Raw genomic sequence first — 26,071 nt, 5'->3', positions numbered from 1 at the left:
CGGTATGCGTTCGATTCCTGGCGCGCGCACTTTCGGCGAATTGTTCTCGGCCCGGGCCGCGCTGAGCCCGGACGCCGTAGCGGTGGACACCGGCGCCCGCACGCTGACCTACGCGGAGCTGGCGGGCAAGGCCGACGCGGTGGCGTCCGCGCTGTCCCGGCGCGGCGTGACGCCGGAGACCGTGGTCGCGGTGGCCGCCCGTCGAACCCCGGAATGGGTGGTCGCCGTAGTGGGGATCCTCCGCGCGGGCGCGGTCTACCTGCCGTTGGACGACGCTCATCCGGCCGAGCGGCTGGCCTTCCAGCTGGCCGACTCCGGCGCCTCGCTCGTGCTCACCGACGATCCGGGCGCCCGGCCGGCCGACAGCGCGCTGCCGGTGCTGTCAATCGGGGAACTGGCGGCCACCCCGGGACAGTGCCCTCCGGACACCTCGACGCCCGCGAACACCGCTTACCTCATCTACACTTCCGGGTCCACCGGGCGGCCCAAGGGCGTCGCCGTGACCCACCAGGGCTTCGCCTGCCTGGCCGCCGCGCACGCGCGGCATCTCGGGGTGTCCGAGCGCAGCCGGATCCTGCAGTTCGCCTCGCCCGCGTTCGACGCCTCGGTGTGGGAGCTGTGCATGGCGCTGCTCAACGGCGCGGCACTGCTGCTGGCCGGCAATGACGACAGGGCGCCGGGCGAGCCGCTCGCCCGCACCGCCGACCGCCTGGCACCGACACACCTCACGCTGCCGCCCGCGGTGCTGGCCGCGATGCCGGCGGGCTCGATGTCCACTGTGGAGTGCCTGGTCGTCGCGGGCGACGCGATCACCGCCGAACTCGCCGGCCGCTGGTCGGCCGGCCGGGTGCTGGTGAACGCCTACGGCCCCACCGAAACGACGGTGTGCGCCACCATGAGCCACCCGCTGGGCCCGGCGACCGGGGCGCCGATCGGCACCGCGATCCTCGGCGCGAGCGTGCACGTGCTCGACGAACACCTGCGCCCGGTCGGGGCCGGGGCGTCCGGCGAACTCTACGTCTCCGGCCCCTCAGTGGCGCGGGGGTACGTCGGGCGGACCGCGCTCACCGCCACCCGGTTCGTCGCGGATCCCTTCGGCGGTCCGGGAGAGCGGCTCTACCGCACCGGGGACGTGGTGGAATCCGGCCGGGACGGGGTGCTGCGCTTCCTCGGCCGCGCCGACGACCAGGTGAAGATCGGCGGGGTCCGGGTCGAGCCGCTGGAGGTGCGGGCCGTGCTCGCCGCCCATCCCGGGGTCGCCGACGCGCTGGTGCTCGCCAGGCCGGGCAGGGACGGGACGGTCCGGCTGGTGGCCTACGTGGTCGCGGCCGACCGGGCCGGGCAGGAGTCGCCGGCCGGTGCCTACGGTGCCATCGCGATGGATTCGGGGTTCCTGGCCAGCGAGCTGCGGGCGCACCTCGCCCGCAGGCTGCCGCCGGCGATGGTGCCCTCGGCGTTCGTCCCGATCCCGCGCATGCCGTTGACCCCCAACGGAAAACCGGACGTGGCCGCGTTGCCGGAACCGGCGAGCATCAGGCCGGGCCACCGCGCGCCGGCGACTCCGGAAGAGACCGTGCTGACCGAGCTGTTCGCCGAGGCGCTCGGCCTCGACGACGTCGGCGCCGAGGACGACTTCTTCGTCATCGGCGGGGACAGCATCCAGTCGATCCGGGTGGTGTCCGGTGCCCGCGCCGCCGGGGTCGGCATCACCGCGGGCGAGATCTTCGAACACCGCACCCCGGCCCGGTTGGCGCGGCTGGCGAGCACTCGTGGCACCGCCCGGACGGCCACCGAGCACGACGCGGACGGCTCGGGCGAGTTCCCGCTGCTGCCGGTGGCCCGCTGGCTCCGCGCCCGCGGGCCCGGTTTCGCGAGCTTCCTGCAAGCCGTCGCGCTGCGGCTGCCCGAGGGGGCAGGCGAGCCCGAGCTGACCGCCGCGCTGGGCTCCGTCGTCGACCGGCACGACCTGCTCCGGGCCCGGGTGTCCGGGGACACCGTCGTGGCGGCACCGCCGGGAACCGGCTACCCGCCGCTGCGCCGGGTGGCCTGTCCGGGGCCGTGGGAGGAGCTGCTCCCGGCGGAACTCGCGCGCGCCGCCGCCGAACTCGACCCGGCGGACGGCCGGGTGGCGCGGTGGGTCTGGTTCGACGCGCGGCCCGGCGTCCTGCTGCTCGTCCTGCATCACGCCGTGGCGGACGGCGTTTCGTGGCGGATCCTGCAAGCCGACCTGGCCCGGGCCTGGGCCGGCGACGCGCTCCCGCCCGTGCCCACCTCGATGCGCCGATGGGCGCGGGCGCTGGCCGAGGACGCCGCCGGACCCCGCCGGCACGACGAACTGCCCTACTGGCTGTCCGTCGTCGAGGGCCCGGATCCGTTGCCGGGCGCCCGTTCGCTGGACCCCGCGGTCGACGTGCACGCCACGGTGGCCGAGACCACCGTCCGGCTCGACGGCGAGCTGACCGGGCGGCTGCTGGCGACGCTGCCCTCGGCGTTCCGGGTCAGCGTCGAGGAAACCCTGCTCACCGCGCTCGGACTGGCCCTGGCCTGCCGGTGGCGGGACACCGGCAGGGGAGACCCGCCGGCGCTCGTCCGGCTGGAACGGCACGGCCGGGAGGAGAGCGTGCTCCCCGGCTCGGACCTTTCCCGCACCGTGGGCTGGTTCACCAGCGTGCATCCGCTGCGCCTCGACGTCAGTGGCCTGGACCTCGACGAGGCGTTCGCCGCCGGTCCCGCCGCGGGCCGCGCGCTCAAGCGGGTGAAGGAAACGCTGCGCGCGGTGCCGGACCGGGGGATCGGGTACGGGCAGCTGGCCCACCTCGCGCCGGGTGCTCCGGCGCGGCTCGCCGGGGCGCCGCTGGGCCGGATCGGGTTCAACTACCTCGGCCGGTTCCCCGGACCGTCCGAAGAGGACTGGGCCGTGCTCGACGCGCCCGGGCTGGCGATGCTCGACGTCGCCGATCCGGCGATGCCCGCGCTCGCCGAGCTGGACATCAACGCCCGGGTGGTCGACCACGCCGACGGCCCGGTGCTGACCGCGGTGTTCGCCGCGCCGCGCGGGGTGCTCGATCCGGCCGAAGCGGCCGCCGTGGCCCGACTGTGGACCGCGGCGGTGGAAAGCCTGGTGCGGCACGCGGAACAGCCGGGCGGCTCCGGCCTGTCGCCCTCCGATGTCTTGTGCCGCACCGTTTCCCAGGACGATCTCGACGCGTGGGCGGAGCGCTGGCCCGGTCTCGCCGACGTGTGGCCGCTGACCTCCCTGCAGTCCGGGTTGCTCTACCACCACCTGGCGGTCGACTCCGAGTTCGACGCCTATCAGGTGCAGTACTCCCTGCACCTGGTGGGCCCGGTCGACGCCGGACGCCTGCGCGCGGCCGGACAGGCGCTGCTCGACCGGCACGAAGGACTGCGCGCGGTGTTCGCCCCGGACTCGACCGGCGAGCTGGTGCAGCTCGTGCTTTCCGAAGCGGAGCTGCCCTGGCGCACCCGGGACCTGCGGGGAGCGGAGGCGGACGCGTTCTCGCGGCTGCTCGCCGACGATCTCGCCGAACATTTCGACCTGGCACGGCCCCCGCTGCTGCGGGCGACCCTGGTCCGCACCGGCGACGAGGAACACGAGCTGGTCCTGACCGCCCACCATGTCCTGTTCGACGGATGGTCGCTTCCGCTGCTGGTGCTCGATCTGCTGCGGCTCTACGCCGGGGTCGGCCTGCAGATGCCGCACAGCCAGCGCGATTACCTGCGCTGGCTCGAATCGCGCACGGCCGGGGAGTCCGCCCGGGCGTGGTCGGCCGAGCTGGCCGGGGTGACCCGGCCGACTCTGGCGTCCGCCGAGGCACCGCGGCAGGTGCCCGGAGTGGCCAAAGCGGACGTTCCGCTGGACCCGGCCGCCGCCGGCCGCCTCGCCGGGGTGGCCTCCGGTCTCGGGGTCACCGTCAACACCCTCGTGCAGAGCGCGTGGGCGGTGCTGCTGAGCAAGTTCACCGGGCGGGCGGACGTGGTGTTCGGCGCCGCGGTCTCCGGCAGGCCCCCGGTCGTTCCCGGCATCGACGCGGTGGTCGGCATGCTGCTCAACACGATCCCGGTCCGGGTCGTGCTCGATCCCGCCCGTACCGTCGCCGAGCAGCTGGCCGCGGTGCAGTCCGCCCAGGCCGCGCTGGTGGACCACCACCACCATCCGCTCGCCGAAATCCACCGGGCCACCGGGGTCGACCCGCTCTTCGACACGATCGTCGGCTACGAATCCTTCCCGCTGGACCGGGCCGCGATCGCCGAGGCGGGCGCGGCCGCGGGCGTCGTGCTCACCGGCATCCGGTCGTTCACCGCCAGCCACTACGCGCTGACCGTGCTGATCTTCGTGCACCCCGGGCTGCCGCTGCGGATCTCGCTCCAGTACCAGCGCGGCCTTCCCGCCGAATGGGCGGCCGAGGTGGCCGGCCGGTTCGCCGCGGTGCTCCACCAGGTGGCGGCGGAGCCGGAGCTCCCGCTGGCCGCGATCGACGTGCTCGAGCCCGAGGAGGTGCGCCGGCTGACCGGGCCGGTGGCCGGGGAATCGCCGGTTCCGCTCGAACTGTTCGGCTCCCGGGTCCGTGCCGCGCCCGAGGCCGTCGCGGTGACTTCCGGCGCCGCAGCGCTGACCTACCGCGAACTCGACGAGCGGGCGAACGCGCTGGCCGCCGAACTGGCCGGTCGCGGGGTCGCCGCGGAAACCCCGGTGGCCGTCCGGGTGCCGCCGTCGGCCGAACTCGTCGTGGCGGTGCTCGCCGTGCTGAAAGCCGGGGGGAGCCTGGCCGGGGCGGCCGCCGTCGAGGTGACGGAAGTGCCGGCCCGGCGGGCGGAGTCCCCGCCGGCGGTCATCGTGCGGCCCGGCCAGCTCGCCTGCGTCAGCCGCGGGCCGTGGCTGGCCGGGGCGCCCCGTTCGGTCGGGGTCTCGCACGGTGCGCTCGCGGCCCGGATGGCGGCCGCGGCCCTTGCCGGCCGCCTGGTCGCCGGGCTCGCCGGCGAGCCCGGCGACTGGCTCCCGGACCTGCTGGCAGCGCTGTGCTCCGGCGGCGGGGTCGTGGTGGCCGACGGCGCCGGCTCGTCCGCCGCCGACGCCGCGGTGCTGAGCCTGAACCTCGAAGAGGCCGCGACCGTGGTGCGGGACGCCACCGAACGGATCGGCGCCGGCGCGGTGCGCGTCCACGGCGGTGTCCCCGGAGCCGAGCTGGTCAGGTCGCTCAAGGAGGTGGCACCGCGTGCCGAAGTGCGTGCGGTGGCTTCGCTGCCGGAGACCGGGCCGACCGCGACGGGTGAACCCGGACTGGCCGGCACCGCGCTCGACGGGGTCCGGTTGCTGGTCCTCGACCCGGCCCTGCGGATGTCCCCGCCCGGGGCGGTGGGGGAGCTGTACGTCGCCGGTCGAGGGGTCGCCCGGGGCTATCCGGCGGACGCCGCGGCCACGGCCGCGAGGTTCCCCGCCGATCCGTTCGGCCCGCCGGGTTCGCGCATGGTGCGCACCGGCGAACTGGTCCGGCGCACCACGGCCGGGGTCGTCGAACCTGTTGGCAGGGTCGACGATCTCGTCGTCCTCGGCGGCGTGCTGACCGATCTTGCCCCGGCCGTCGCCGCGGTGAAGGCGTTGCCGGGAGTCCTGGACGCCGCCGCAGCCGTCACCGAGGTCGGCGGGATCGGCCGGGCGGTCGTGTACGCGGTCGCGGACCCGGCCCGGCAGGCGCCGATCGCCGAAACCGCCGCCGCGGTACTGCCGATCGGGCCCGAGGTCGTCCTCGTCGAGGAGATCCCGCGCACTCCGGCCGGCGCGGTCAACACGGCCGCGCTGGTCAAGCCGGAGGCCGCACGGGCGTACCGGCCGCCCCGGACTCCGGAGGAGAAGGCGCTCTGCGCCTTGTTCGCCGAGATCCTTTCCGCCGACGAGGTCGGCCTCGACGACGATTTCTACGCACTGGGCGGGGATTCCGTGCTGGCCACGAGGATCACCAGCCGCATCCGTGCCGAGCTGGGGGTCGACGTGCCGATCCGCGCGGTGATCCAGTCCCGCGGGGTGGCCGAACTGGCCCGGACGGTCAAGGACGCGAGCGGGACCCGCCGGCCCGCCCTACGCAAGATGAACAGGAGCGCCCGGTAATGGTCCCGCTTTCCTTCGCCCAGCGCAGGTTGTGGTTCATCGACGAGTTCGACGGACCGTCCGCGACCTACAACGTGCCGTTCCTGGTTCGCCTCGAAGGCGAACTCGACACCGGCGCGCTCGCCGAAGCGCTCAACGACCTCGTCCGCAGGCACGAGAGCCTGCGCACGCTGATCTTGGCCGACGCCGACGGCGTGCCCTCGCAACAGGTCCTTCCCGCGGAGCAGGCCCGGCTCGGTCTGCCGGTCGTCGAGGTAGCCGCCGACGAGGTCGACCAGGCCGTCGCCGACGCCGCCGGATACGCCATCGACCTGGCCACCGAGCTGCCGGTCCGCGCGGTGCTGCTGCGGAAGGGACCGGCGGACCACGTGCTCGTCCTGCTCATCCACCACATCGCCAGCGACGGCGAGTCGATGCACCCGCTCGCCCGCGATCTCGGCGAGGCGTACGCCGCTCGGCTGCGCGGCGAAGCCCCTGGCTGGCCGGATCTGCCGGTGCAGTACGCCGACTACACCCTTTGGCAGCGCGAGATGCTCGGGTCGGAGTCCGATCCGGACAGCGTGCTGTCGGTCCAGTCGCGGTTCTGGCGAAGCGAGCTGGCCGATCTCGCGCAGCCGATGCGGCTGCCTGCCGACAAGCCCCGTCCCCCGGTGGCGAGCCGCCGCGGCGACCTCGTGGAGTTCCCGCTCGATCCGGAGCTGCTGGCGGCGGCCGAGCGCCTCGCGAGCGAGCGACGGGTGACCGTGCCGATGGTGCTTCAGACCGCGCTGGCGGTGACGCTCATGCACAGCGGCGCGGGCACCGACATCGCGATGGGCTCGACCATCGCCGGCCGCACCGAAGAGCAGCTGACCGATCTGGTCGGCTTCTTCGTCAACACCTGGGTCCTGCGGGTCGACCTCGCCGGCGGGCCCACCTTCGCGGAGGTGCTCGACCAGGTCGGCGAGCGTGCGTACCGGGCCTACGAGAACCAGGACGCGCCCTTCGAGCGCCTGGTCGAACTGCTCAACCCGCGGCGGTCCACCGCCTACCACCCGCTGTTCCAGGTCATGTTCACGTGGGAGAACGACGCCTGGATCGACCTGGACTGGCCGGGCGGCGCCGCGCGGATGGAAGTGCTGTCCACCTCGACGGCCAAATTCGACCTGGAGTTCAGCTTCTTCCGCAAGCCCGGCCGGCCCGGCATGCTCGGGTACCTGGAGTACGCCGTCGACCTGTTCGACCGCGCCACCGCGGAAGCACTGGCCGAGCGGTTCGCCCGGGTGCTGCGCCTGCTGCTGGCCGAGCCCGCCCGCGCGGTCGCGGCGGTGGACGTCCTCACTCCGGCCGAGCTCGGCCGCGTCCTCGGCGAGTTCGCGGCACCCGTCGCCCTCGCCGCGGAGAGCACCGTCCCGGAACTGGTGCGGGCCGCGGCGGCCGCGCACCCGGACGCCGTCGCGGTGGAATCCGCCGCAGGCACCCTGACCTACCGCGAGCTGGACGCCCGCTCGGATCTGGTGGCCACGGCGCTGCTGGACCGCGGCCTCGGCCGGGAGGACCTGGTCGGGCTGGCCCTCCCGCGATCGGCGGAACTGGTCGTGGCCCTGCTCGGCGTGCTCAAGTCGGGCGCCGCGTACGTGCCGGTCGACCCCGCCTACCCGAGCGCCCGGCTCGCCGCCGTGCTCGGCGAGGCCAAGCCCGCCGCGGTGCTCACCGACAGCGCGACCGCGCCGGCGTTGCCGGTCGCCGATCTCCCGCTGGTGCTGGTGGACCGGGATCTCCCGGCCTCGCCCGGCCCGGTCGGGAGCCGGCCGCCGCTGCCGGGCAACACCGCCTACGTCATGTACACCTCCGGGTCCACCGGCGTGCCGAAGGGCGTGGCGATCACGCACCGGGGCGTGGTGAACGGGGTGCTCCGGCTCGCGGAGGCCGTCGGCATCACCGCCGGGACCCGGGTGCTGGCCGGGACTTCGGTGAACTTCGACGTCTCGGTGTTCGAGATCGTCGCCACCCTCGCCGCGGGCGGACGCGTCGAGGTCGTGCGCGACGTGCTCCAGCTGCTGGAGCGCGGCGGCTGGACCGGCGGTGTGGTCAGCGCGGTGCCCTCCGTGCTCTCCGAGGTGGTCTCGAAGCTCGGCGGCGACCTGCGTGCCGAAACCGTCGTCCTCGCCGGGGAAGCGCTGTCCGCAGACCTCGTGACCCGGTTGCGGACGGCGATTCCCGACGTGCGGGTGATCAACGCCTACGGGCAGACGGAGAGCTTCTACGCCACCACCGCGGAGGTCACCGGAACCGCGGCCGGCGAGAGCGTCCCGGTGGGCTCGCCGCTCGGTGGGATGCGTACTTACGTGCTCGGCCACGGACTTCGCCCGGTTCCCGCCGGAGTGGTGGGCGAACTCTACGTCGCGGGGGAGATCGGCCGCGGCTACCAGGACCGGGCCGCGTTCACCGCGGAACGGTTCGTCGCGGACCCGTTCGGCGAGCCTGGCACGCGGATGTACCGCACCGGGGACCTGGCCCGCTGGGACGCCTCAGGCCGGCTGCACTACGAGGGCCGCGCGGACTCCCAGCTCAAGATCAGCGGGGTGCGGGTCGAACCGTCCGAAGTGGAGGCCGCGATCCTCGCGCACCCGGGGGTCGCCACAGCCGCCGTTGTCGCGCACGAGGCGCCCGGCCGGTCCGCGCGGCTGGTCGGCTACGTCGTGCCGGTCGGCGCGCAGGAGAGCGGTTTCGGCGACGTGGACAGCCTCGGCGATCTGGAGGTCGACCTCACCGCCACGCTGTCGGTCCGCGACCTGCGCGGGTTCGTCGCCCGCAAGCTCCCGGAGTACCTGGTCCCCACGACCTTCGTGCTGCTGGGCGCGCTGCCGCTGACACCCAACGGCAAGCTCGACCGGTCGGCGCTGCCCGAGCCCGAGTTCGCCGCCGAGCGCTACCGCGCGCCCGCGGAAGGACGGGAACGGGTGCTGGCCGGGCTGTACGCCGAGGTGCTCGGTCTCGACCGGGTCGGCGCCGACGACGACTTCTTCGCCATCGGCGGGGACAGCATCCGCTCGATCCAGGTGGCCGCGAGGGCCAAGGCGCAGGGGCTGGAGATCAGCCCGCGACAGGTGTTCGACCACCGGACCGTCGCGGAACTGGCCGTCGCCGCGCGGGAGTTGACGGCCGCTGAACCCGCGCTGGCCGAACTGCCCGGGGCCGGGGTCGGATGGCAGCCGCTGATGCCCATCGCCGAACAGGTGTACGGGCTGGGCGGCGGGACCGACCGGTTCAGCATGTCCGTGGTCGTGGACCTGCCGGACGGGATCGGCGCCGCCGGGCTGGCCGCCACCCTGTCGGCCGTGCTCGACCACCACGACGCGCTGCGCTCGCGGCTGGTCGAGGACGGCGTGCTGGTCAGCGCCCCGGGGACGGTCGAGGCAGCCGGGCTGATCCAGCGCGTGCCGTGGTCCTCCGGTTGGGACGACGCATGGCGGGCCGAGGCCTCCGCGCGGCTGGACGCGGCCACCGGCGCGCTCGACGCGGCGCGCGGCGACGTGGTCCGGGCCGTCTGGTTCGACCGCGACGGCGAACCGGGACGGCTCATCCTCGTTCTGCACCACCTGGTGGTCGACGGGGTGTCGTGGCGGGTGCTGCTGCCGGACCTCGCGGAAGCCTGGCACGCGGTGTCCCTCGGCGAACCGCCCGCGCTCGCCCCGGTCGGGACCTCGGCCCGGCGCTGGGCGCACGCGCTGCGGGACGAAGCGCTCAGCCCGGCCAGGGCACGGGAACTGGCGCACTGGCGGGAGACGCTCGCCGCACCGGAACCGGCACTCGGCTCGCGTCGTCTCGACCCTGCGGCCGACGTCGTGTCCACTGTGGAACACACCTGGCTGCGGCTGGGGCCTGCGGAAACCGAAGCCGTGCTCGGCACGGTGCCCGCCTCCGCGCACGCCGCCGTCAATGACGTGCTCCTCACCGCGCTGGCGCTGGCCGTGGCCAAGGTGCGGGGCGGCACCTCCCTCCGGGTGCGGCTGGAAGGGCACGGCCGCGAGGACCAGGTGGTCCCCGGTGCCGACCTGTCCCGCACGGTGGGTTGGTTCACCAGCGCCTATCCCGTCCTGCTCGATCTGGCCGGCATAGACGTCGAGGCGGCCTGCACGGGCGGGGCTGCGGCGGGCGCCGCGCTCAAGGCGGTCAAGGAGCAGCTGCTCGCAACGCCCGACCACGGCATCGGGTACGGCCTGCTGCGGTACCTGAACCCGAAGACAGCCGCGGTGCTCGGCGCGCTGCCCGAACCGGAGATCGGCTTCAACTACCTGGGCCGTTACTCGGCGGCCGACATGCCGGAGCGGCTGCGCGGCCTGGGCTGGACGCGCGCGCAGGACGCCGTCGACCTGGTCGCCGAGCCCGATCCCGATCTGCCCGCGCTCGCCGCGCTCGACATCGCCGCACTGATCTCCGATTCCGCCGAAGGACCCGTGCTGGTCGCCCGTTTCTCCAACGCGCCGGGCGCGGTCGCGACCGAACGGGCCGCCGAACTCGGCCGGGCGTGGCAGGACGCGGTGCGGGCGCTGATCCGGTACGCGGGCGCCCCCGGCGCCGGCGGGCGGACGCCCTCGGACCTCGCCCTGGTGACCGCGGGCCAGCAGCAGATCGAGGAATGGGAACGGGCTTTCCCCGCGCTGGCCGACGTATGGCCGCTCACCCCGATGCAGTCCGGGCTGCTGTTCCACGCCCAGCTGGCAGGCGCCGATTTCGACGCATACCAGATGCGCCTGGTCTTCCACCTCGAAGGACCGGTGGATCCTGAGCGGATGCGCGCCGCCGGACAGGCGCTGCTCGCCCGGTACCCGAACCTCGCGGTCGCCTTCGGCTCCACTGTGGACGGTGACAGGGTGCAGGTGCTCACCGAAGGTGTGCGCTTGCCGTGGTACCACGAGAACCTTCGCGGGATGGACCGCGAGCGGCAGCAGGCCCGGCTCGCCCGGTTCCTCGACGAGGACCACGCCGCCCACTTCGATCCGGCTGTCGGCCCCCTGGTGCGGCTGTCGCTGCTGACCACGGCGGACACCCAAGCCGAACTCGTGCTGACCGCGCACCACGTGCTGTTCGACGGCTGGTCGGTGCCGTTGCTGATGCGCGATCTGCTGCGCCTGTACGCCACCGGCGGCGACGACTCCGCGCTGGCCCGTCCCCGCGGGTACCGCGACTTCCTGGTCTGGATGTCGCGCCAGGACCGGGCCGCGGCACTGGCCGCCTGGCGGGCGGAGCTGTCCGGGGTGGCCGAGCCGACGATCCTCGTCCCGCACGAGACGGCCGTCTCGACCGGAGTCGGCCAGCGCGACGTTCCGCTGCCCGCCGCCACCGCGCGCGCGGTCGCGGAGCGGGCGAAACAACTCGGCCTGACCATGAGCACCGTCGTCCAGTGCGCGTGGGCGGTCGTGCTGGCCCACCTCACCGGGCGCACGGACGTCGTGTTCGGGGCCGCGGTGTCCGGCCGTCCGCCCGCGGTGGACGGTATCGACGAGATGGTGGGCCTGTTCATCAACACCCTGCCGGTGCGGGTGGACTGCGGTTCCGCGACGCCGCTTGCCGAGCTGATGGCGGCCGCGCAGCGCCGCCAGGCCGCGTTGCTCGACCACCATCACCTCGGCCTGCTCGACATCCACCGGGCCACCGGGTTCGACACGCTCTTCGACACCATCGTGGGCTTCGAGTCCTATCCCATAGACGGAGTCGCGATCGCCGAGGCCAACGCCGACGCCGGGATCTCGATCACCGGCGTCAGCCCGCTCAGCGGGGCGCACTACCCGCTGGTGGTGATGGCCTTCGCCGAACCGCATCTGCGGCTGGGCGTGCAGTACCAGCACGGGGTCGTCGGCCAGGAGCTGGTGGACGTCGTGACGGCCTCGCTGGCGCGGGTGCTGCGGCAGTTCGCCGAGCGGCCGGAGACCCCGGCCGGCGCAGTGGACCTGCTCGCCCCGGCCGAGCACGAGCGCGTCGTGCGGGAGTTCAACGCCGCTCCCGCGCCGTTGCCGCTCGGCGAGACCGTCGTCGAGGCTTTCGACCGGTGCGCCCGGCAGACACCCGACGCGGTGGCCGTGGTTTCCGGCGGGACCGCGGTGACCTACTCCGAACTCGACGACCGCGCCGGCCGGCTGGCCGCGGTCCTGCGGGCACGGGGCGTACGGGCGGAATCGATCGTCGGGGTGGCACTGGCACGGTCGGCCGAACTGCCGGTCGTGCTGCTGGCGGTGCTGCGCGCGGGCGGCGCCTACCTGCCGCTCGATCCCGAATATCCGCGGGAGCGCACGGCCCTGATGGTGGCCGACGCGCGGCCGGTGCTCGTGGTGGCGGACAGCTCGTCCGCGGCCCGGCTGACGGTCGGCTGCGCACGGCTCGTCGTCGACGACCCCGCGACCGGCGCCGAACTCGCCTCGGCCGAACCGCTGGAACCGGTGCGCCGGGAGCCGTCGAGCCTCGCCTACGTCATGTACACGTCCGGGTCCACCGGGGTGCCGAAGGCGATCGGGGTGCCGCACCACGCGATCGTCGCGCTGGCCGGGGACCGTCGCTACGCCGCGGGCGCGCACGAGCGGGTGCTGGTGCACTCGGCGCAGGCGTTCGACGCCTCGACCTTCGAAACGTGGGTGCCGCTGCTGGGCGGCGGGTGCGCGGTGGTGGCGGAGCCGGGGCGGATCGACGCCCAGGCCGTCGCGGGCGCGGTGGCCGAGCACGGGATCACCGCACTGTGGCTGAGCGCGGGCCTGTTCCAGGCCATCGTGGACGAACAGCCGGAAGCCCTGCGCGGCGTGCGCGAGGTGTGGACCGGGGGCGACGTCGTCGCACCGGACGCGGTGCGGCGGGTCCTGGCCGCCTGCGAGGGCATCGCCGTGGTCGACGGCTACGGCCCGACCGAGACCACCACGTTCGCCACCTGCTTCCCGATGGCCGGCGAGGCCGATGTCCCGGCGGCGGTGCCTATCGGCGCGCCGATGGACGGCATGCGGGCGTACGTGCTCGACGCCGCCATGCGGCCGGTGCGTGTCGGTGTCTCCGGCGAGTTGTACCTCGCGGGCGCGGGACTGGCCCGCGGCTACCTGAACCGCTCCCGCCTGACGGCGGAACGCTTCGTGGCCTGCCCGTATGGCGGACCGGGCGAGCGCATGTACCGCACGGGCGACGTCGGCGTGTGGACCGCGGACGGGGTGCTCGAGTTCCGGGGCCGGGCCGACGACCAGGTGAAGGTGCGCGGCTTCCGGATCGAACCCGGCGAGGTCGAGGCGGCTCTGCTCGCCGAACCCGGGGTCGGCCGTGCCGCCGTGGTGTGGGACGAAGGCGTGGACGGCACCGGCAGTCTCATCGCCTACGTCGTGCCCGCCCCGGAACGAGCCGGCGGAACGGACGGCACCCGGGAGGCCGCTGAGCACGTCGTCGAGTGGCAGACCGTCTACGACGACATGTACGCCGAGGCCGGCGCCGGCTGGGGCGAGGACTTCACCGGCTGGAATTCCAGCTACACCGGGCGGCCCATCCCGCTCGCCGAGATGCGGGAATGGCGGGCGGCCGCGGTGGCGCAGGTGCTGGCCTGGGCGCCCCGGCGCGTGCTGGAGATCGGCGTCGGCACCGGCCTGCTGCTCGCCCGCTTGGCGCCCGAGGTGGCCGAGTACTGGGGCACCGACCTGTCCGCGCCGGTGATCGACCGGCTGGCCGACCAGGTCCGGCACGCAGGGCTCGACGACCGGGTGCATCTGCGCCCGGCGAGCGCCGACGACCTCAGCGGCTTGCCCGCGGCGTACTTCGACACCGTCCTGATCAACTCCGTCGTGCAGTACTTCCCCAGCGCGGAGTACCTGTCCGAGGTGCTGTCCGGGGCCATGGACCTGCTCGCGCCGGGCGGCCGGATCGTGGTCGGCGACGTGCGCAACGCGGGTTCGCTGGCGCTGTTCCAGGCCGGCGTGCACCGCGCGGGCGCTCCCGGCTCGGCCGGCGCGCCCGCCCGTGCCTCGGTCGAGCGGGCGATCATGCTGGAAACGGAACTGGCGCTGGATCCCGAATGGTTCACCGCGTGGGCCGCTCGGCACGGCGCGCACGCCGACATCCGGCTCAAGCCGGGCCGCGCGCACAACGAGCTAACACTGCACCGTTACGAAGTCACCCTGCACAAGTCCGGGCTGCAGACGCCCGAACGCCTCGACGAGGTGGACGTGGCCGGCTGGGGCCACGAGGTCGGCGCGCTCGACGAGCTCGTCGCGCTCGCACGCCAGCGCCCGATCCGCCTTTCCGGCATCCCGAACGCCCGGTTGGCCGGCGAGGCGGCGATCGCGTCGGCCTTCGGCATGGCTGCCGGCACCGCCCGCCCGGACGGCGACGCCCCGCTCGACCCCGAGGACGTCCGGGCCTGGGCGGACGCGCACGGGTGGGGGTGCCTGGTGACCTGGAACGGCGGCAGCGCCACGGAATTCGACGCGGTGCTGTTCCCGGCCGGACCGGTCGGCGGCCGGGTGCTCGCCGGCGGGTTCGTCCCGGCCGGCCGGCCGGGACGCGAGCTGGCCACCGACCCGGCGACCGCGCGCCGCACCGGTGCCGTGGTGGCCGGCCTGCGGGACCGGTTGCGCGATCGGCTGCCCGGTTACCTGGTGCCCGCCGCGGTGGTCGCGGTACGCGAGATCCCGCTGACCGCGCACGGCAAGGTCGACCGGCGGGCGCTGCCCGCGCCGGAGCGGGTCGGCGAGGCGGGCGGCCGCGGTCCGCGCAACCCGCGCGAGGAAGTGCTGTGCGGCCTGTTCGCCGAGGTGCTCGGCCTGGACCGGGTCGGCGTCGACGACGATTTCTTCGCTCTGGGCGGGCATTCCCTGCTCGCGACCCGGCTGGTCAGCCGGATCAGGGCCGCGCTGGGGATGGAAGCGCCCATCCGCGCCGTCTTCGACGCGCCGACCGTCGCCGAGCTCGCCGAGGCGTTGTCCACCCGGGTCCGGCGCCGGCCGCCCCTGCGCCGTGTCGAACGCGGGAGCGAGCCGCTGCCCTTGTCGTTCGCACAGCGCAGGTTGTGGTTCATCGACAAGTTCGAGGGGCCCTCGCCGCTGTACCACGCGCCGTTCCCGTTGCGGCTGACCGGAGAACTGGACGTCGCGGCCCTGCGCGCCGCGGTGGAGCACGTCGTGCGCCGGCACGAAAGCCTGCGCACCACCTTCGCCGAGGACTCCGAAGGCGTGCCGTACCAGGTCATCCGGCCCGCCGGGGAGGTCGTGCTCGACCTCCCCGTGCTGGACACGCTGCCCGAACTGCTCGACGACGCCATGGCCGAACTGGTGTCCGCGCCGTTCGACCTCGCCCGCCGGGTGCCGATCAGGGCCGGCCTGCTGCGGTTGTCCCCGCGGGACCACGTGCTCGTCCTCGTGATCCACCACATCGCCAGTGACGGTGCCTCGATGGCCCCGCTGGCCCGCGACCTCGCCGCGGCGTACGCGGCGGCCAAGCGCGGCGCGGAACCCCAGTGGGCGGAACTGCCCGTGCAGTACGCCGATTACACGCTCTGGCAACGGGAATACCTCGGCGCGGAGTCCGATCCGGGCAGTGTGGCCTCGCTGCAGGCCGAGCATTGGCGCACCGAGCTGGCCGGGCTGCCGCAACCGATTCTGCTGCCCGCCGACCGGCAACGGCCGCTGGCGGCCTCGCACCGGGGCGCCGCGGTCGAGTTCGGCCTCGACCCGGCCGTGGTCGCGGGCGTGCAGCGGCTGGCCAAGGCGCACGGCGCGACGGTCTCGATGGTGCTGCAGTCCGCACTCGTCGCGCTGTTGTCCCGGCTGGGCGCGGGCGACGACGTCTCCCTCGGCGCCCCGATCGCCAACCGCACCGCCGAGGAGCTCAACGATCTGGTCGGGTTCTTCGTGAACACCTGGGTGCTGCGGGCCGATCTGTCCGGGTCGCCGACGTTCGCCGAGCTGCTGCGCCAGGTCCGCACCCGGTCGCTGGCCGCGTACGAGAACCAGGACGTGCCGTTCGAGCGGCTCGTGGAGGTGCTCAACCCGGAGCGGTCCACCGCCTACAGCCCGCTGTTCCAGGTCATGTTCGCCTGGCAGAACTTCTCCCGCGAGGATTTCGCGCTGCCCGGCCTCGACGTCCGGTTCCAGCAGGTGCGGACCACGACGGCGAAGTTCGACCTGTTCTTCAACATGGCCGATCTGCCCGGCCGGGGCGTGGTCGGCATCCTCGAATACGCCACGGACCTGTTCGACGAATCCACCGCGCGGGGCATCGCGGACTCGTTCGCCCGCGTCGTCGCCGGTTTCGTGGAGCAGCCGGAGGCGCGGATCGACGTGGTGGATCTCGCCGGGGCGGAGGAACGCGCCGAGCTGCTGGCGTACGCGAGCCCGCCGTCCGGGCCGGTGCCGTCCGGCACCGTCCCCGAGCTGTTTTCCCGCCAGGCAGCCGAAACACCGCACGCGCCCGCGCTGCTGTGCGAGGACGATCTGCTTGCCTACGCCGAGCTGGATGCCAGGGTCAACCAGCTGGCACGCGAACTCGTGGCACGCGGGGTCGGGCCGGAGTCGGTCGTCGGCATCGCGCTGCCGCGCACCGCCGCGCTGGTGATCGCGATGCTCGCGGTGTGGCGGGCGGGCGGGGCCTACCTGCCCGTGGATCCGCGTTTCCCGGCGGGCAGGCTGGCCCGCATGCTGGCGCAGACCGCGCCGGCGCTGGTGCTCACCGACTCCGCGACCGCGTCCGCGCTGCCCGAGAGCGGGACACCGAGCCTGCTGGTCGACGGCCTGCCGCTCGCGCCGCCGGCCGGGATCGCCGCTCCGCGGACCGCGCCGCGGCCGGACAACATCGCGTACGTGATGCACACGTCCGGATCCACCGGCGTGCCCAAGGGCGTGGCCATCACCCAGCGCGGGGTGGTCAACGGCACCGCGTGCCTCGCCGAACTGACCGGGATCGATTCGACGACCAGGACGCTGGCCACCACCTCGATCGGCTTCGACGTGTCGGTGTTCGAGATCGTCACGACCCTGCTGCGGGGCGGTTGCGTCGAGTTGGTGCGCGACGCGCTGGTGGTCGGCGAGCGCGGCGGGTGGAGCGGCGGAGTGCTCAGCACCGTGCCGTCCACTCTCGCCGAGCTGCTGGACCAGGTTCCGGACAAGATCAGCGCGGACGCGGTGGTGCTGGCGGGGGAGCCGTTGTCCGGCGCCCTCGTGCACCGGCTGCGCGAGGCTGTGCCCGGGGTACGGGTGGTCAACGCCTACGGGCAGAGCGAGAGCTTCTACGCGACCGCGCACGTCGCCGGCGCCGAGCTGGCGGAGACCTCGGGCACGCCCGTCGGCGTGCCGCTGGACGGCATGCGGGCGTATGTGCTCGGCCCCGGGCTGCGTCTCGCCCCGCGGGGAGTGGTCGGCGAACTGTACGTCGGCGGCGAGATCGGCCGTGGTTACCAGGACCGTGCCGCGCTGACCGCCGATCGTTTCGTCGCCGATCCGTTCGGCCCGCCCGGCGCGCGGATGTACCGCACCGGCGATCTCGCCCGTTGGACGGCGGACGGGGTGCTCGAGTACGCGGGTCGCGACGACGACCAGGTGAAGGTGCGCGGGGTGCGGATCGAACCGGGCGAGATCGAGTCCGTCCTCGCCGCGTACCCGGGGGTGGCCCACGCGGCCGTGCGCACCTTCGGAACCGGCCTGCGGGCCCGGCTCGTCGGCTACGTCGTTCCCGAAGGCATCGAGGCTGCCGCGCAGGGCGCCATCGAGACGGATGTCGACCTGACGGTCGGGGTCTCGGTGGAGGGCCTGCGCCGGTTCTGCGCCTCCTGGCTGCCCGACTACATGGTGCCTTCGGCGCTGGTCGTCCTCGACCGCTTTCCCCTTGCGCCGACCGGGAAACTCGACCTGTCCGCGTTGCCGGAGCCGGAGTTCGCGGCCACCGAGTACCGGGCGCCCGCCTCGCCGGAGGAGGAGATCCTCGCCGGGGTCTTCGCCCAGGTGCTCGGCCTGGAACGGGTCGGAGCCGAGGACGACTTCTTCGCCGTCGGCGGGGACAGCATCCGCTCGATCCAGGTGGTCTCCCGGGCCGGTGCGCTCGGCGTGGAGATCACCCCGAAGGACGTGTTCGAAAGCCGGACCGTCGCCGAGCTGGCCCGCGCCGCGGCCCATCGGCGGGAGTCCGGGGCGCGCCCGGTGCTGCCCGAGCCCGAGGGCGGCGCGGCCGGCTGGCTGCCGCTGCCGCCGATCGCGCGGCACCTCCTCGGCCGCGGCGGCGGATTCTCCCGGTTCTGCATGTCGTCGGTGCTCGAACTGCCGCCCGGCATCGACGAGGCGGGGCTCACCGCGGTGCTCGCGGCCGTGGTGGACCGGCACGACGCGCTGCGTGCCCGCCTGGTGCCCGCGACCGGCGACCAGCCGTCCGGGATGGCTGTCGAGCCGGCGGACGCCGCCGAACCGGTGACCGTGCGCCGGTTGCGGTGCGCCGGCGGCTGGACCGAGCCGGCCTGGCGCGCGCTCGCCGCCGAGGAGCTGGACGAGGCCGCCGGATCACTGGCCCCCGAGGACGGCCGGGTCGCGCGGTTCGTGTGGTTCGACCGCGCGGACGGGACGGGCCGGTTGCTGGTCGTGCTGCATCACCTGGTGGTGGACGGGGTGTCGTGGCGCATCCTCGTCGAGGACCTCGCCACCGCGTGGCAGGCGGTCAGCCGCGGGCAGGCGCCCGTGCTGCCCAGGGTCGGCACCTCCCTGCGTCAGTGGACCTACGCCGTCGCGGACGCCGCGGCCGAGCCGGCCAGGGCGGCCGAACTGCCGTTCTGGCTGCGTCAGCTGGACGGGCCCGACCCGCTGTTCGGGCGGCGGCCGCTCGACCCGGCGGCGGACACCATGTCCACGGTGCGGCACCTGTCGCTGGAGTTCCCGGTCGAGGCGACCGAATCCTTGCTGACCGCGCTGCCCGCCGCCTATCGGTGCGGGGTCGCCGAAGGCCTGCTCAGCACGCTGGCGCTGGCCGTCGCCGCGCGGCGACGGGCGCACGGAGCGCCGGAACCGTCGGTGCTCGTCCAGCTGGAGGGACACGGCAGGGAGGAGCAGGTGGCTCCCGGCGCCGACCTCTCCCGCACGGTCGGCTGGTTCACCAGCCTCTACCCGGTGCGGCTCGACGTGTCCGGCATCGACGTGGCCTCGGCGCTGGCCGGTGGGCCGGCGGCCGGGTCCGCGGTCAAGGCGGTGAAGGAGCAGCTGGCCGCGGTGCCCGACAAGGGCGTCGGATTCGGCCTGCTGCGGCACCTCAACCAGGACACCGCCGACGCGCTGACCGGCGCCCGCCTCGGCCAGATCGGCTTCAACTACCTGGGCCGGGTCGGCACCGGCGCCGCGGCGGAACCGGACGCCTGGGCGGTCGCGAGCGACGCGCTGGACCTCGTCGCCGAGCTCGATCCGGACATGCCCGCGTTGTCGACGCTGGAAGTCTCCGCCTACGTCGAGGACACCCCGGACGGCCCGGTGCTGCGGGCCCGTGTCGGCTTCCCGGAGCACGCGGTCGCCGAGGCGGACGTCCGGGAACTGACCGAGCTGTGGCGCACGGCCGTGTCCGGCCTCGCCGGGCACCTGCGCGAACCGGACGCCGGCGGCCTCACGCCGTCCGACGTGCCCCTGGTGCCGATCTCCCAGCAGGAGCTGGACCGCTTGCGGCGCGGGTACCCGGGACTGGCGGACGTGTGGCCCGCCACCGGCATGCAGTCCGGCCTGTTGTTCCACAGCATGCTGGCCGACGATTCCTTCGACGCCTACCACATGCAGCTCGTCTTCCACCTCCACGGCGCGGTCGACGCGGAACGCCTGCGCGCGGCGGGACAAGCGCTGCTCGACCGGTACGACAGCCTGCGTACCGCGTTCGCCGACACCGCCGACGGCAGGCAGGTGCAGCTGGTCGTGGCCGGCGTCCCGTTGCCGTGGTCCGAAGCGGACCTGAGCGGACTGCCCGCCGACCGGGCGCACGCGTCGCTGGAATCGTTGCTCGCCGAGGACCACGCCGCGCACTTCGACCCGGCCCGGCCGCCGTTGCTGCGGATGACGCTGGTCCGGCTGGCCGCGGACCGGTGCGAGCTGGTGTTCACCGCGCACCACGTGCTGTTCGACGGCTGGTCGCTGCCGTTGCTCATGCGCGATCTGCTGCGGCTCTACGAGTTCGGCGGCGACCAGGCCCGGCTGCCCGCGGTGCGGTCCTTCCGCGCCTTCGTGTCCTGGCTGCACGGCCGCGACGCCGGGCGGGCCAGGGAGAAGTGGGCCGAGCTGCTCAGCGGGCTCGACGAGCCGACCCTGCTCGTGCCGGGCGCCGACAGCGAGCAGGGCGGCCTCGGCCAGGTCGAGGTCCCGCTGCGTGCGGAGACCGCGCGGGCGCTCGCCCGCCGGGCGGCGAGCCTGGGCGTCACGGTGAACACCGTCGTCCAGGGCGCCTGGGCGGCGGTGCTCGGCGCGCTCACCGGTCGCGACGACGTCCTCTTCGGCGCGACCGTCTCCGGCCGGCCGCCGGAGGTGTCCGGAGTGGACTCCATGGTCGGCCTGTTCGTCAACACCGTCCCGGTCCGGGCCGTGCTGTCGCCGGAGCAGACCTTCGCCGGGCTGTTCGCCGCGCTGCACGACCAGCAGGCGGCGTTGATGGACCACCATCACTTCGGCCTGGCCGAGATCACCCGGGAAGCCGGAGTCGGCACGCTGTTCGACACGCTGGTGCTCTTCGAGTCCTTCCCGGTCGACCGGGCGGGGCTCAGCGAAGCCAACTCCGCGGCCGGCATCGCGATCACCGGGATCCGGCCGCTGAGCGGCACGCACTTCCCGCTCGTGATCGCCGCGGCCGCGGACCCGGTGCTGCGCGTCGGCCTCCAGTACCAGGACACCGCGCTGGACCGGGCCATGGTCGCCGCGATCGCGGAGCGGCTCGCCATGGTCTTCGAACAGATCGTCGCCGACACCGGCCGCACGCTGTCGACGGTCGAGGTGCTGCCCGCCGCCGAACGGGACGCCTTGGTCCGGCTGGGCCGCGGGCCGTCCGCGCCGGTGCCCGAGCGTCCGCTGCCCGAACGGATCGCCGCGCGGGCAGCGGCGACGCCGCACGCGGCGGCCGTACTGCACGGCGACCGCGAGCTGACCTACGGGGAACTGGAAACCCGGTCGAACCGGCTGGCCCATTGGCTGGTCGAACGCGGGGTGAGCGCGGAGACCCGGGTGGTCGTCGCGCACCCGCGCACCGAGGGCCTGCTCGTGGCCTTGCTGGCGGTGCTGAAGGCCGGCGGGGTGTACGTGCCCGTCGATCCCGGCCATCCCGCGGAACGCGTGGACTTCGTCATCGCCGACAGCGCCGCGGCGCTGGTGCTCGGCGAGGCCGAGACGGCGGCCGAGCTGACCGCGTACCCGGACACCCCGCCCCGGCCGGTGCTGCGGCCGGACCAGGCGGCCTACACCATCTACACGTCGGGCTCGACCGGCAAGCCCAAGGGCGTGGTCGTCAGCCACCGCGCGCTGGACAACCTGCTCGCCTCGATGGCAGCGGCGGTGCCGCTGACCCCGGCCGAACGGCTGCTGGCGGTGACCACGGTGGCCTTCGACATCGCCGCAGTGGAGCTGTACGTCCCGCTGCTGGCCGGCGCCGCGGTCGTGCTGGCGGACAACGACGAGGTCCGGGATCCGTCCCGGCTGCTCGGACTGGCACGGCGGCACGGAGCCACTGTCGTCCAGGCGACGCCGTCGCTGTGGCAGTCGGTCGTGGCCGCGGATCCCGCGGCGGCCGGGGGACTGCGCGTCCTGGTCGGCGGGGAGGCGTTGCCGCCGCACCTGGCCGAGGCGCTCGCGGCAGGCGCGGCCGAGGTGCGGAACTTCTACGGGCCCACCGAAACCACCGTGTGGTCGACCTCGGCCGCGGTGACCGGCCGGGAGGTGCGGATCGGCACGCCGATCGAGAACACCCGGGCTTACGTCCTGGACGGCTCGCTGCGGCTGGCGCCGCGCGGGGTGGTCGGCGAGCTCTACCTCGCCGGCACGGGCGTGGCCAGGGGCTACGCCGGGAGGCCGGGGCTGACCGCGAGCAGGTTCGTGGCCGATCCGTTCGGCTCCGGCGAGCCGCTGTACCGGACCGGCGACCTGGTCCGCTGGTGCCCGGACGGCACGCTGGAGTACGCGGGCAGGTCGGACTTCCAGGTCAAGGTGCGGGGGTTCCGGATCGAACCGGGCGAGGTGGAGAGCACGCTCGTCGAGCATCCCGCGGTCGACCAGGCGGTCGTCGTCGCCAGGGAGGACGGGCTGGCGGCCTACGTCGTGCCCGGCGAGGTCGACCGGACCGAGAGCGCCGCCGAGGACCAGGTCGAGGAGTGGCGCCAGGTCTACGACGAGACCTACCAGCAGTCGGCCGAGGAGGAACTCGGCGCCGACTTCGCGCTGTGGCAGTCGGCCTACACCGGCCTGCCCATTCCGGCCGAGGAGATGGCCGAATGGCGGGACGCGGCGGTCGCGCAGGTGCTGCGCGACTCCCCGCGGCGGGTGCTGGAGATCGGCGTCGGCTCGGGACTGCTGCTCGCGCCGGCGGCCCCGCGGGTGGCGGAGTACTGGGGCACGGACCTGTCCGCCGACGTGGTGGCACGGGTGCGCGCGCAGGCCGCCGCCGCGGGTCTCGCGCAGGTCCGGCTGAGCGCGCAACCCGCGGACGACCCGGCGGGCCTGCCGGAGAGCTACTTCGACGTCGTGGTGCTCAACTCGGTGGTGCAGTACTTCCCGGACACGGACTATCTCGAGCGCGTGCTCGACCTGGCCCGGCGGCTGCTCGTCCCGGGCGGCCGGATCGTCGTCGGCGACGTCCGCGACGCCGCGTCGCTGGCCTTGCTGCACGAAACCGCCGCCCGCACAAGGGAACCGGGCCTGTCCCCGTCGGCGGTCCGCTCGGCCGCGGCGCGGGCGGTGCTGAACGAGCGCGAGCTGGTCCTCGATCCGCAGTGGTTCGTCCAGTGGGCCCGGGAACACGGGCTCGGCGCGGACATCCGGCTGAAGCCGGGGCGGGCGCACAACGAGCTGACCCGTCACCGCTACGAGGTCGTCCTGCACACGGGGTCCACTGTGGACGTCGGAGCCGGACCGGCCGTCCCGTGGCTGGACCGGGAATCCGCCGCCCGGTTCGGATCGGCGCACCAGGACGAGCCGGTCCGGTTGCTCGGGGTGCCGAACGCCCGGTTCGGCGGGGCCGTCGAACCGGAACGGCTGCGGCAGTGGGCCGAGGGTCTCGGCCGGGCCGCCGTCGCGGTGCCGTCGCCGGATTCCGTCGAGTGTTTCGACCTGCTGCTGTTGCCCGCGGGCGTCCCGGAATCGGCCGCGCTGACCGGATCGCTGCGGCCGGCCGCGCCGGGGCGGCTCCTGGCGAACTCGCCGACGCGGGCGCGCCGGATCGCGGAGCTCGTGCCCGCCCTGCGCGCGTTCGCCCGCGACCGTCTGCCCGAACACCTGGTCCCCTCGGTCGTGGTCGCCGTTCCGGAGCTGCCGCTGACCCCGAACGGGAAGGTGGACCGACGGGCACTGCCCGCGCCCGCCCGGATCCAGCCGAGCACCGGCCGGCTGGCCCGTACCCCGGCGGAACAGGTGCTGTGCGGGTTGCTCGCCGAGGTGCTCGGTCTCGACCGGGTCGGGCCCGACGACGATTTCTTCGCCCTGGGCGGGCATTCGCTGCTGGTCACCCGGCTGGTCGAGCGGATCCGCTCGACGCTGGGGGTGCACCTGCCGATCCGGGCGGTGTTCCAGGCGCCCACCGCGGCCCGGCTCGCCGGACAGCTGACCGGCGGGGAGAGCGGCCAGGAGACCGGCGGCCCGTTCGACGTCGTCCTGCCGATCCGCACCGGCGGCACGGGCGCTCCGCTGTGGATGGTCCATCCGGGCATCGGGCTTTCCTGGGTCTACCTCGGATTCGCCCGAGCGCTCGGCGGCGACCGGCCGATCATGGCCGTCCAGGCACGGGGTTTCGACGGATCGGCGGCGGCACCGTCCGTCGAGGCGATGGTGGCCGACTACACCGAGCAGATCCGGCGTGTCCAGCCGGAGGGGCCGTATCACCTGGCCGGGTTGTCGCTCGGGGGCACGCTGGCACACGCCATCGCCGCGCGGTTGCGCTCCGAGGGCCACGCGGTGCCCACGCTCGCCCTGCTCGACTGCGTCCCCGGCAGCTGGTTCGCCACCGCGGACGTACCGGAACTGGCGGCCGCGCACGACTTCTTCGACAGCCACCTGCCCGCCATGGGAGGCAGCACGCGCGACTCCCTGGTGGACACCGCGGCGAAGATCATGGTCGAGCACACGCGGATGATGGCCAGTTTCGACTCCCCGGTCTTCGACGGTTCCGTGCTGTTCTTCAACGCGACCGAGGACGACGCCGAGTCCTACGCGCCGCTGTGGGAGCCGTACGTCGCCGGTTCCCTGGTCTCGCACGACGTAGCGGCCAAGCACGTCGAAATGCACCTGCCCGCACCGGTGGACGCGGTGTGCCGCGTGCTGGACGCGCATTTCGAGGCCTGGGCACGCACCGATCCCGCAGCCGCCGACGAGGAGGAGACCCGATGACGATCCCGGCCGAGCGATGGGGCGCCAACCCCACGCACTTTTGGTTGCGTGGCATCGCGCCGGAACGGCCGGTGCGCTACGACGAGGCTTCCGGGAGCTGGCACGTCTACGGTTACCAGGAGGCGCTGACGGTACTGGCGGACCCGGCGCTGTACTCCTCGGAAACCGCTCGCCGCTTCGCCCCGGACGGAGAGAAGTTCGCCGAGGCCAACCTGTTCCAGCTCGATCCGCCCGAGCACCGCGAGCTGCGCCGGCTGACCGCGCAGGCGTTCACCCCGCGCGTGGTGGCCGACCTGGCGCCGCGGATCGGGCAGATCACCGGCGAGCTGCTCGACGCGGTGGCCGGGCAGGACCGGTTCGACCTCGTCGAGGATCTGGCCTACCCGCTGCCGATCACCGTCATCTCCGAGCTGCTCGGCGTGCCGCGCAGCGATTTCACCGTGTTCAAGGACCTCGTCGACGCCATGATGAAGGCGACCAACGAATTCGACCTCGGCGACGAGGAGGACAAGCGCGACCGCGACATCCGCGCCCAGCTGGAGCCTTCCGAACAGCTCACCGAATACCTGGTCGGCTACGCCGCCGAGCGCCGTCGCCGGCCCCGCGCGGACCTGCTGACCCGGTTCGTGCAGGCCGAGGTGGACGGCGCCGGCCTCAGCGACTACGAGGTCGCCAAGGTGTCGAACCTGCTGCTCGTGGCCGGGCACACCACCACCGCGATGTTGCTGGCCAACACCGTGCTGTGCCTGGACGCGCACCCGGAGGAGCACGCGCGGCTGCGGGCCGACCGGTCGCTGGTGCCGACGGCTTTCGAGGAGAGCCACCGCTTCCTGACCCCGACCGCCGCGGTCTACCGGGCCACCGCCGCCGACACCGAGCTGGGCGGCGAGCGGATTCCCGCCGAATCGATGGTCGTGGTCTGGGTGGCCGCGGCCAACCGCGATCCGGTCCAGTTCGCCGAGCCGCACGTCTTCGACGTCGCCCGCGATCCGAACCCGCACCTCGGCTTCGGCTGGGGCATCCACTTCTGCCTCGGCGCCCCGCTGGCGCGCCTGGAAGGGGCCATCGCACTGGAGATCCTGCTGGACCGCCTGCCGAACCTCGCGGTCGACCGCGAACAGCCCGTTTCCTTTATGCCCGCCCAGGATCTGACCGGGGTGTGGAGCCTGCCGGTGCGGTCGCCGTGAGCTTCGGCGGCCCCTTCCCAGTACCCCGGCGGTGCACCCGATGGCGCCATGCAAGTTGTTCGCGGTGCCACATGTGTGCCAACATGGCGTCAAGAGGTTCGGTAGCTCGCCGGGCGGATGAGACCGGCTCCCTGCGGGCCGTGCCACCCCCACACGGCCCGCCGGGCGCCACCGGGCCGGGACGCCGTCCCCGCGCGGGACGCTTCCCGGCTTTCCCCTCGGCCGCCACGGCG

3 protein-coding genes are annotated in these 26,071 nt (G+C 74.1%); all 3 read left to right on the top strand.

The window, feature by feature from the left end:
• The first annotated feature begins 4 nt into the window (after positions 1–4).
• Genes ACZ7OI_RS08580 through ACZ7OI_RS08570 form a run of 3 tightly spaced genes read left to right on the top strand, consistent with a single transcriptional unit; the run spans position 5 to position 25,838 of the window.
• The gene (locus ACZ7OI_RS08580) at positions 5–6,124 is read left to right on the top strand and encodes an amino acid adenylation domain-containing protein (RefSeq protein WP_470263543.1); all 6,120 of its coding nucleotides are present in this window, start codon (positions 5–7) and stop codon (positions 6,122–6,124) included.
• Positions 6,124–24,651 carry an amino acid adenylation domain-containing protein gene (locus ACZ7OI_RS08575; RefSeq protein WP_470263542.1) on the top strand — a complete coding sequence of 6,176 codons (18,528 nt, stop codon included), beginning with the start codon at positions 6,124–6,126 and terminating at the stop codon, positions 24,649–24,651. Before ACZ7OI_RS08580 ends, ACZ7OI_RS08575 begins: the two co-directional genes overlap by 1 nt.
• Positions 24,648–25,838: a cytochrome P450 gene (locus ACZ7OI_RS08570; RefSeq protein WP_470263541.1), complete on the top strand. Its 1,191-nt coding sequence runs from the start codon at positions 24,648–24,650 to the stop codon at positions 25,836–25,838. Before ACZ7OI_RS08575 ends, ACZ7OI_RS08570 begins: the two co-directional genes overlap by 4 nt.
• Positions 25,839–26,071 lie beyond the last annotated feature (233 nt).

The sequence above is a fragment of the Amycolatopsis sp. NPDC114503 genome (assembly GCF_055633655.1).
The sequence above is the reverse complement of the archived record's forward strand: the minus strand, read 5'-3'. Positions and strand labels throughout refer to the sequence as shown.

Excerpts from the sequence above, each read along its gene's own strand:
- ACZ7OI_RS08580 (WP_470263543.1), top strand. The coding sequence starts at position 5 with ATGCGTTCGATTCCTGGCGCGCGCACTTTCGGCGAATTGTTCTCGGCC.
- ACZ7OI_RS08575 (WP_470263542.1), top strand. The coding sequence starts at position 6,124 with ATGGTCCCGCTTTCCTTCGCCCAGCGCAGGTTGTGGTTCATCGACGAG.
- ACZ7OI_RS08570 (WP_470263541.1), top strand. The coding sequence starts at position 24,648 with ATGACGATCCCGGCCGAGCGATGGGGCGCCAACCCCACGCACTTTTGG.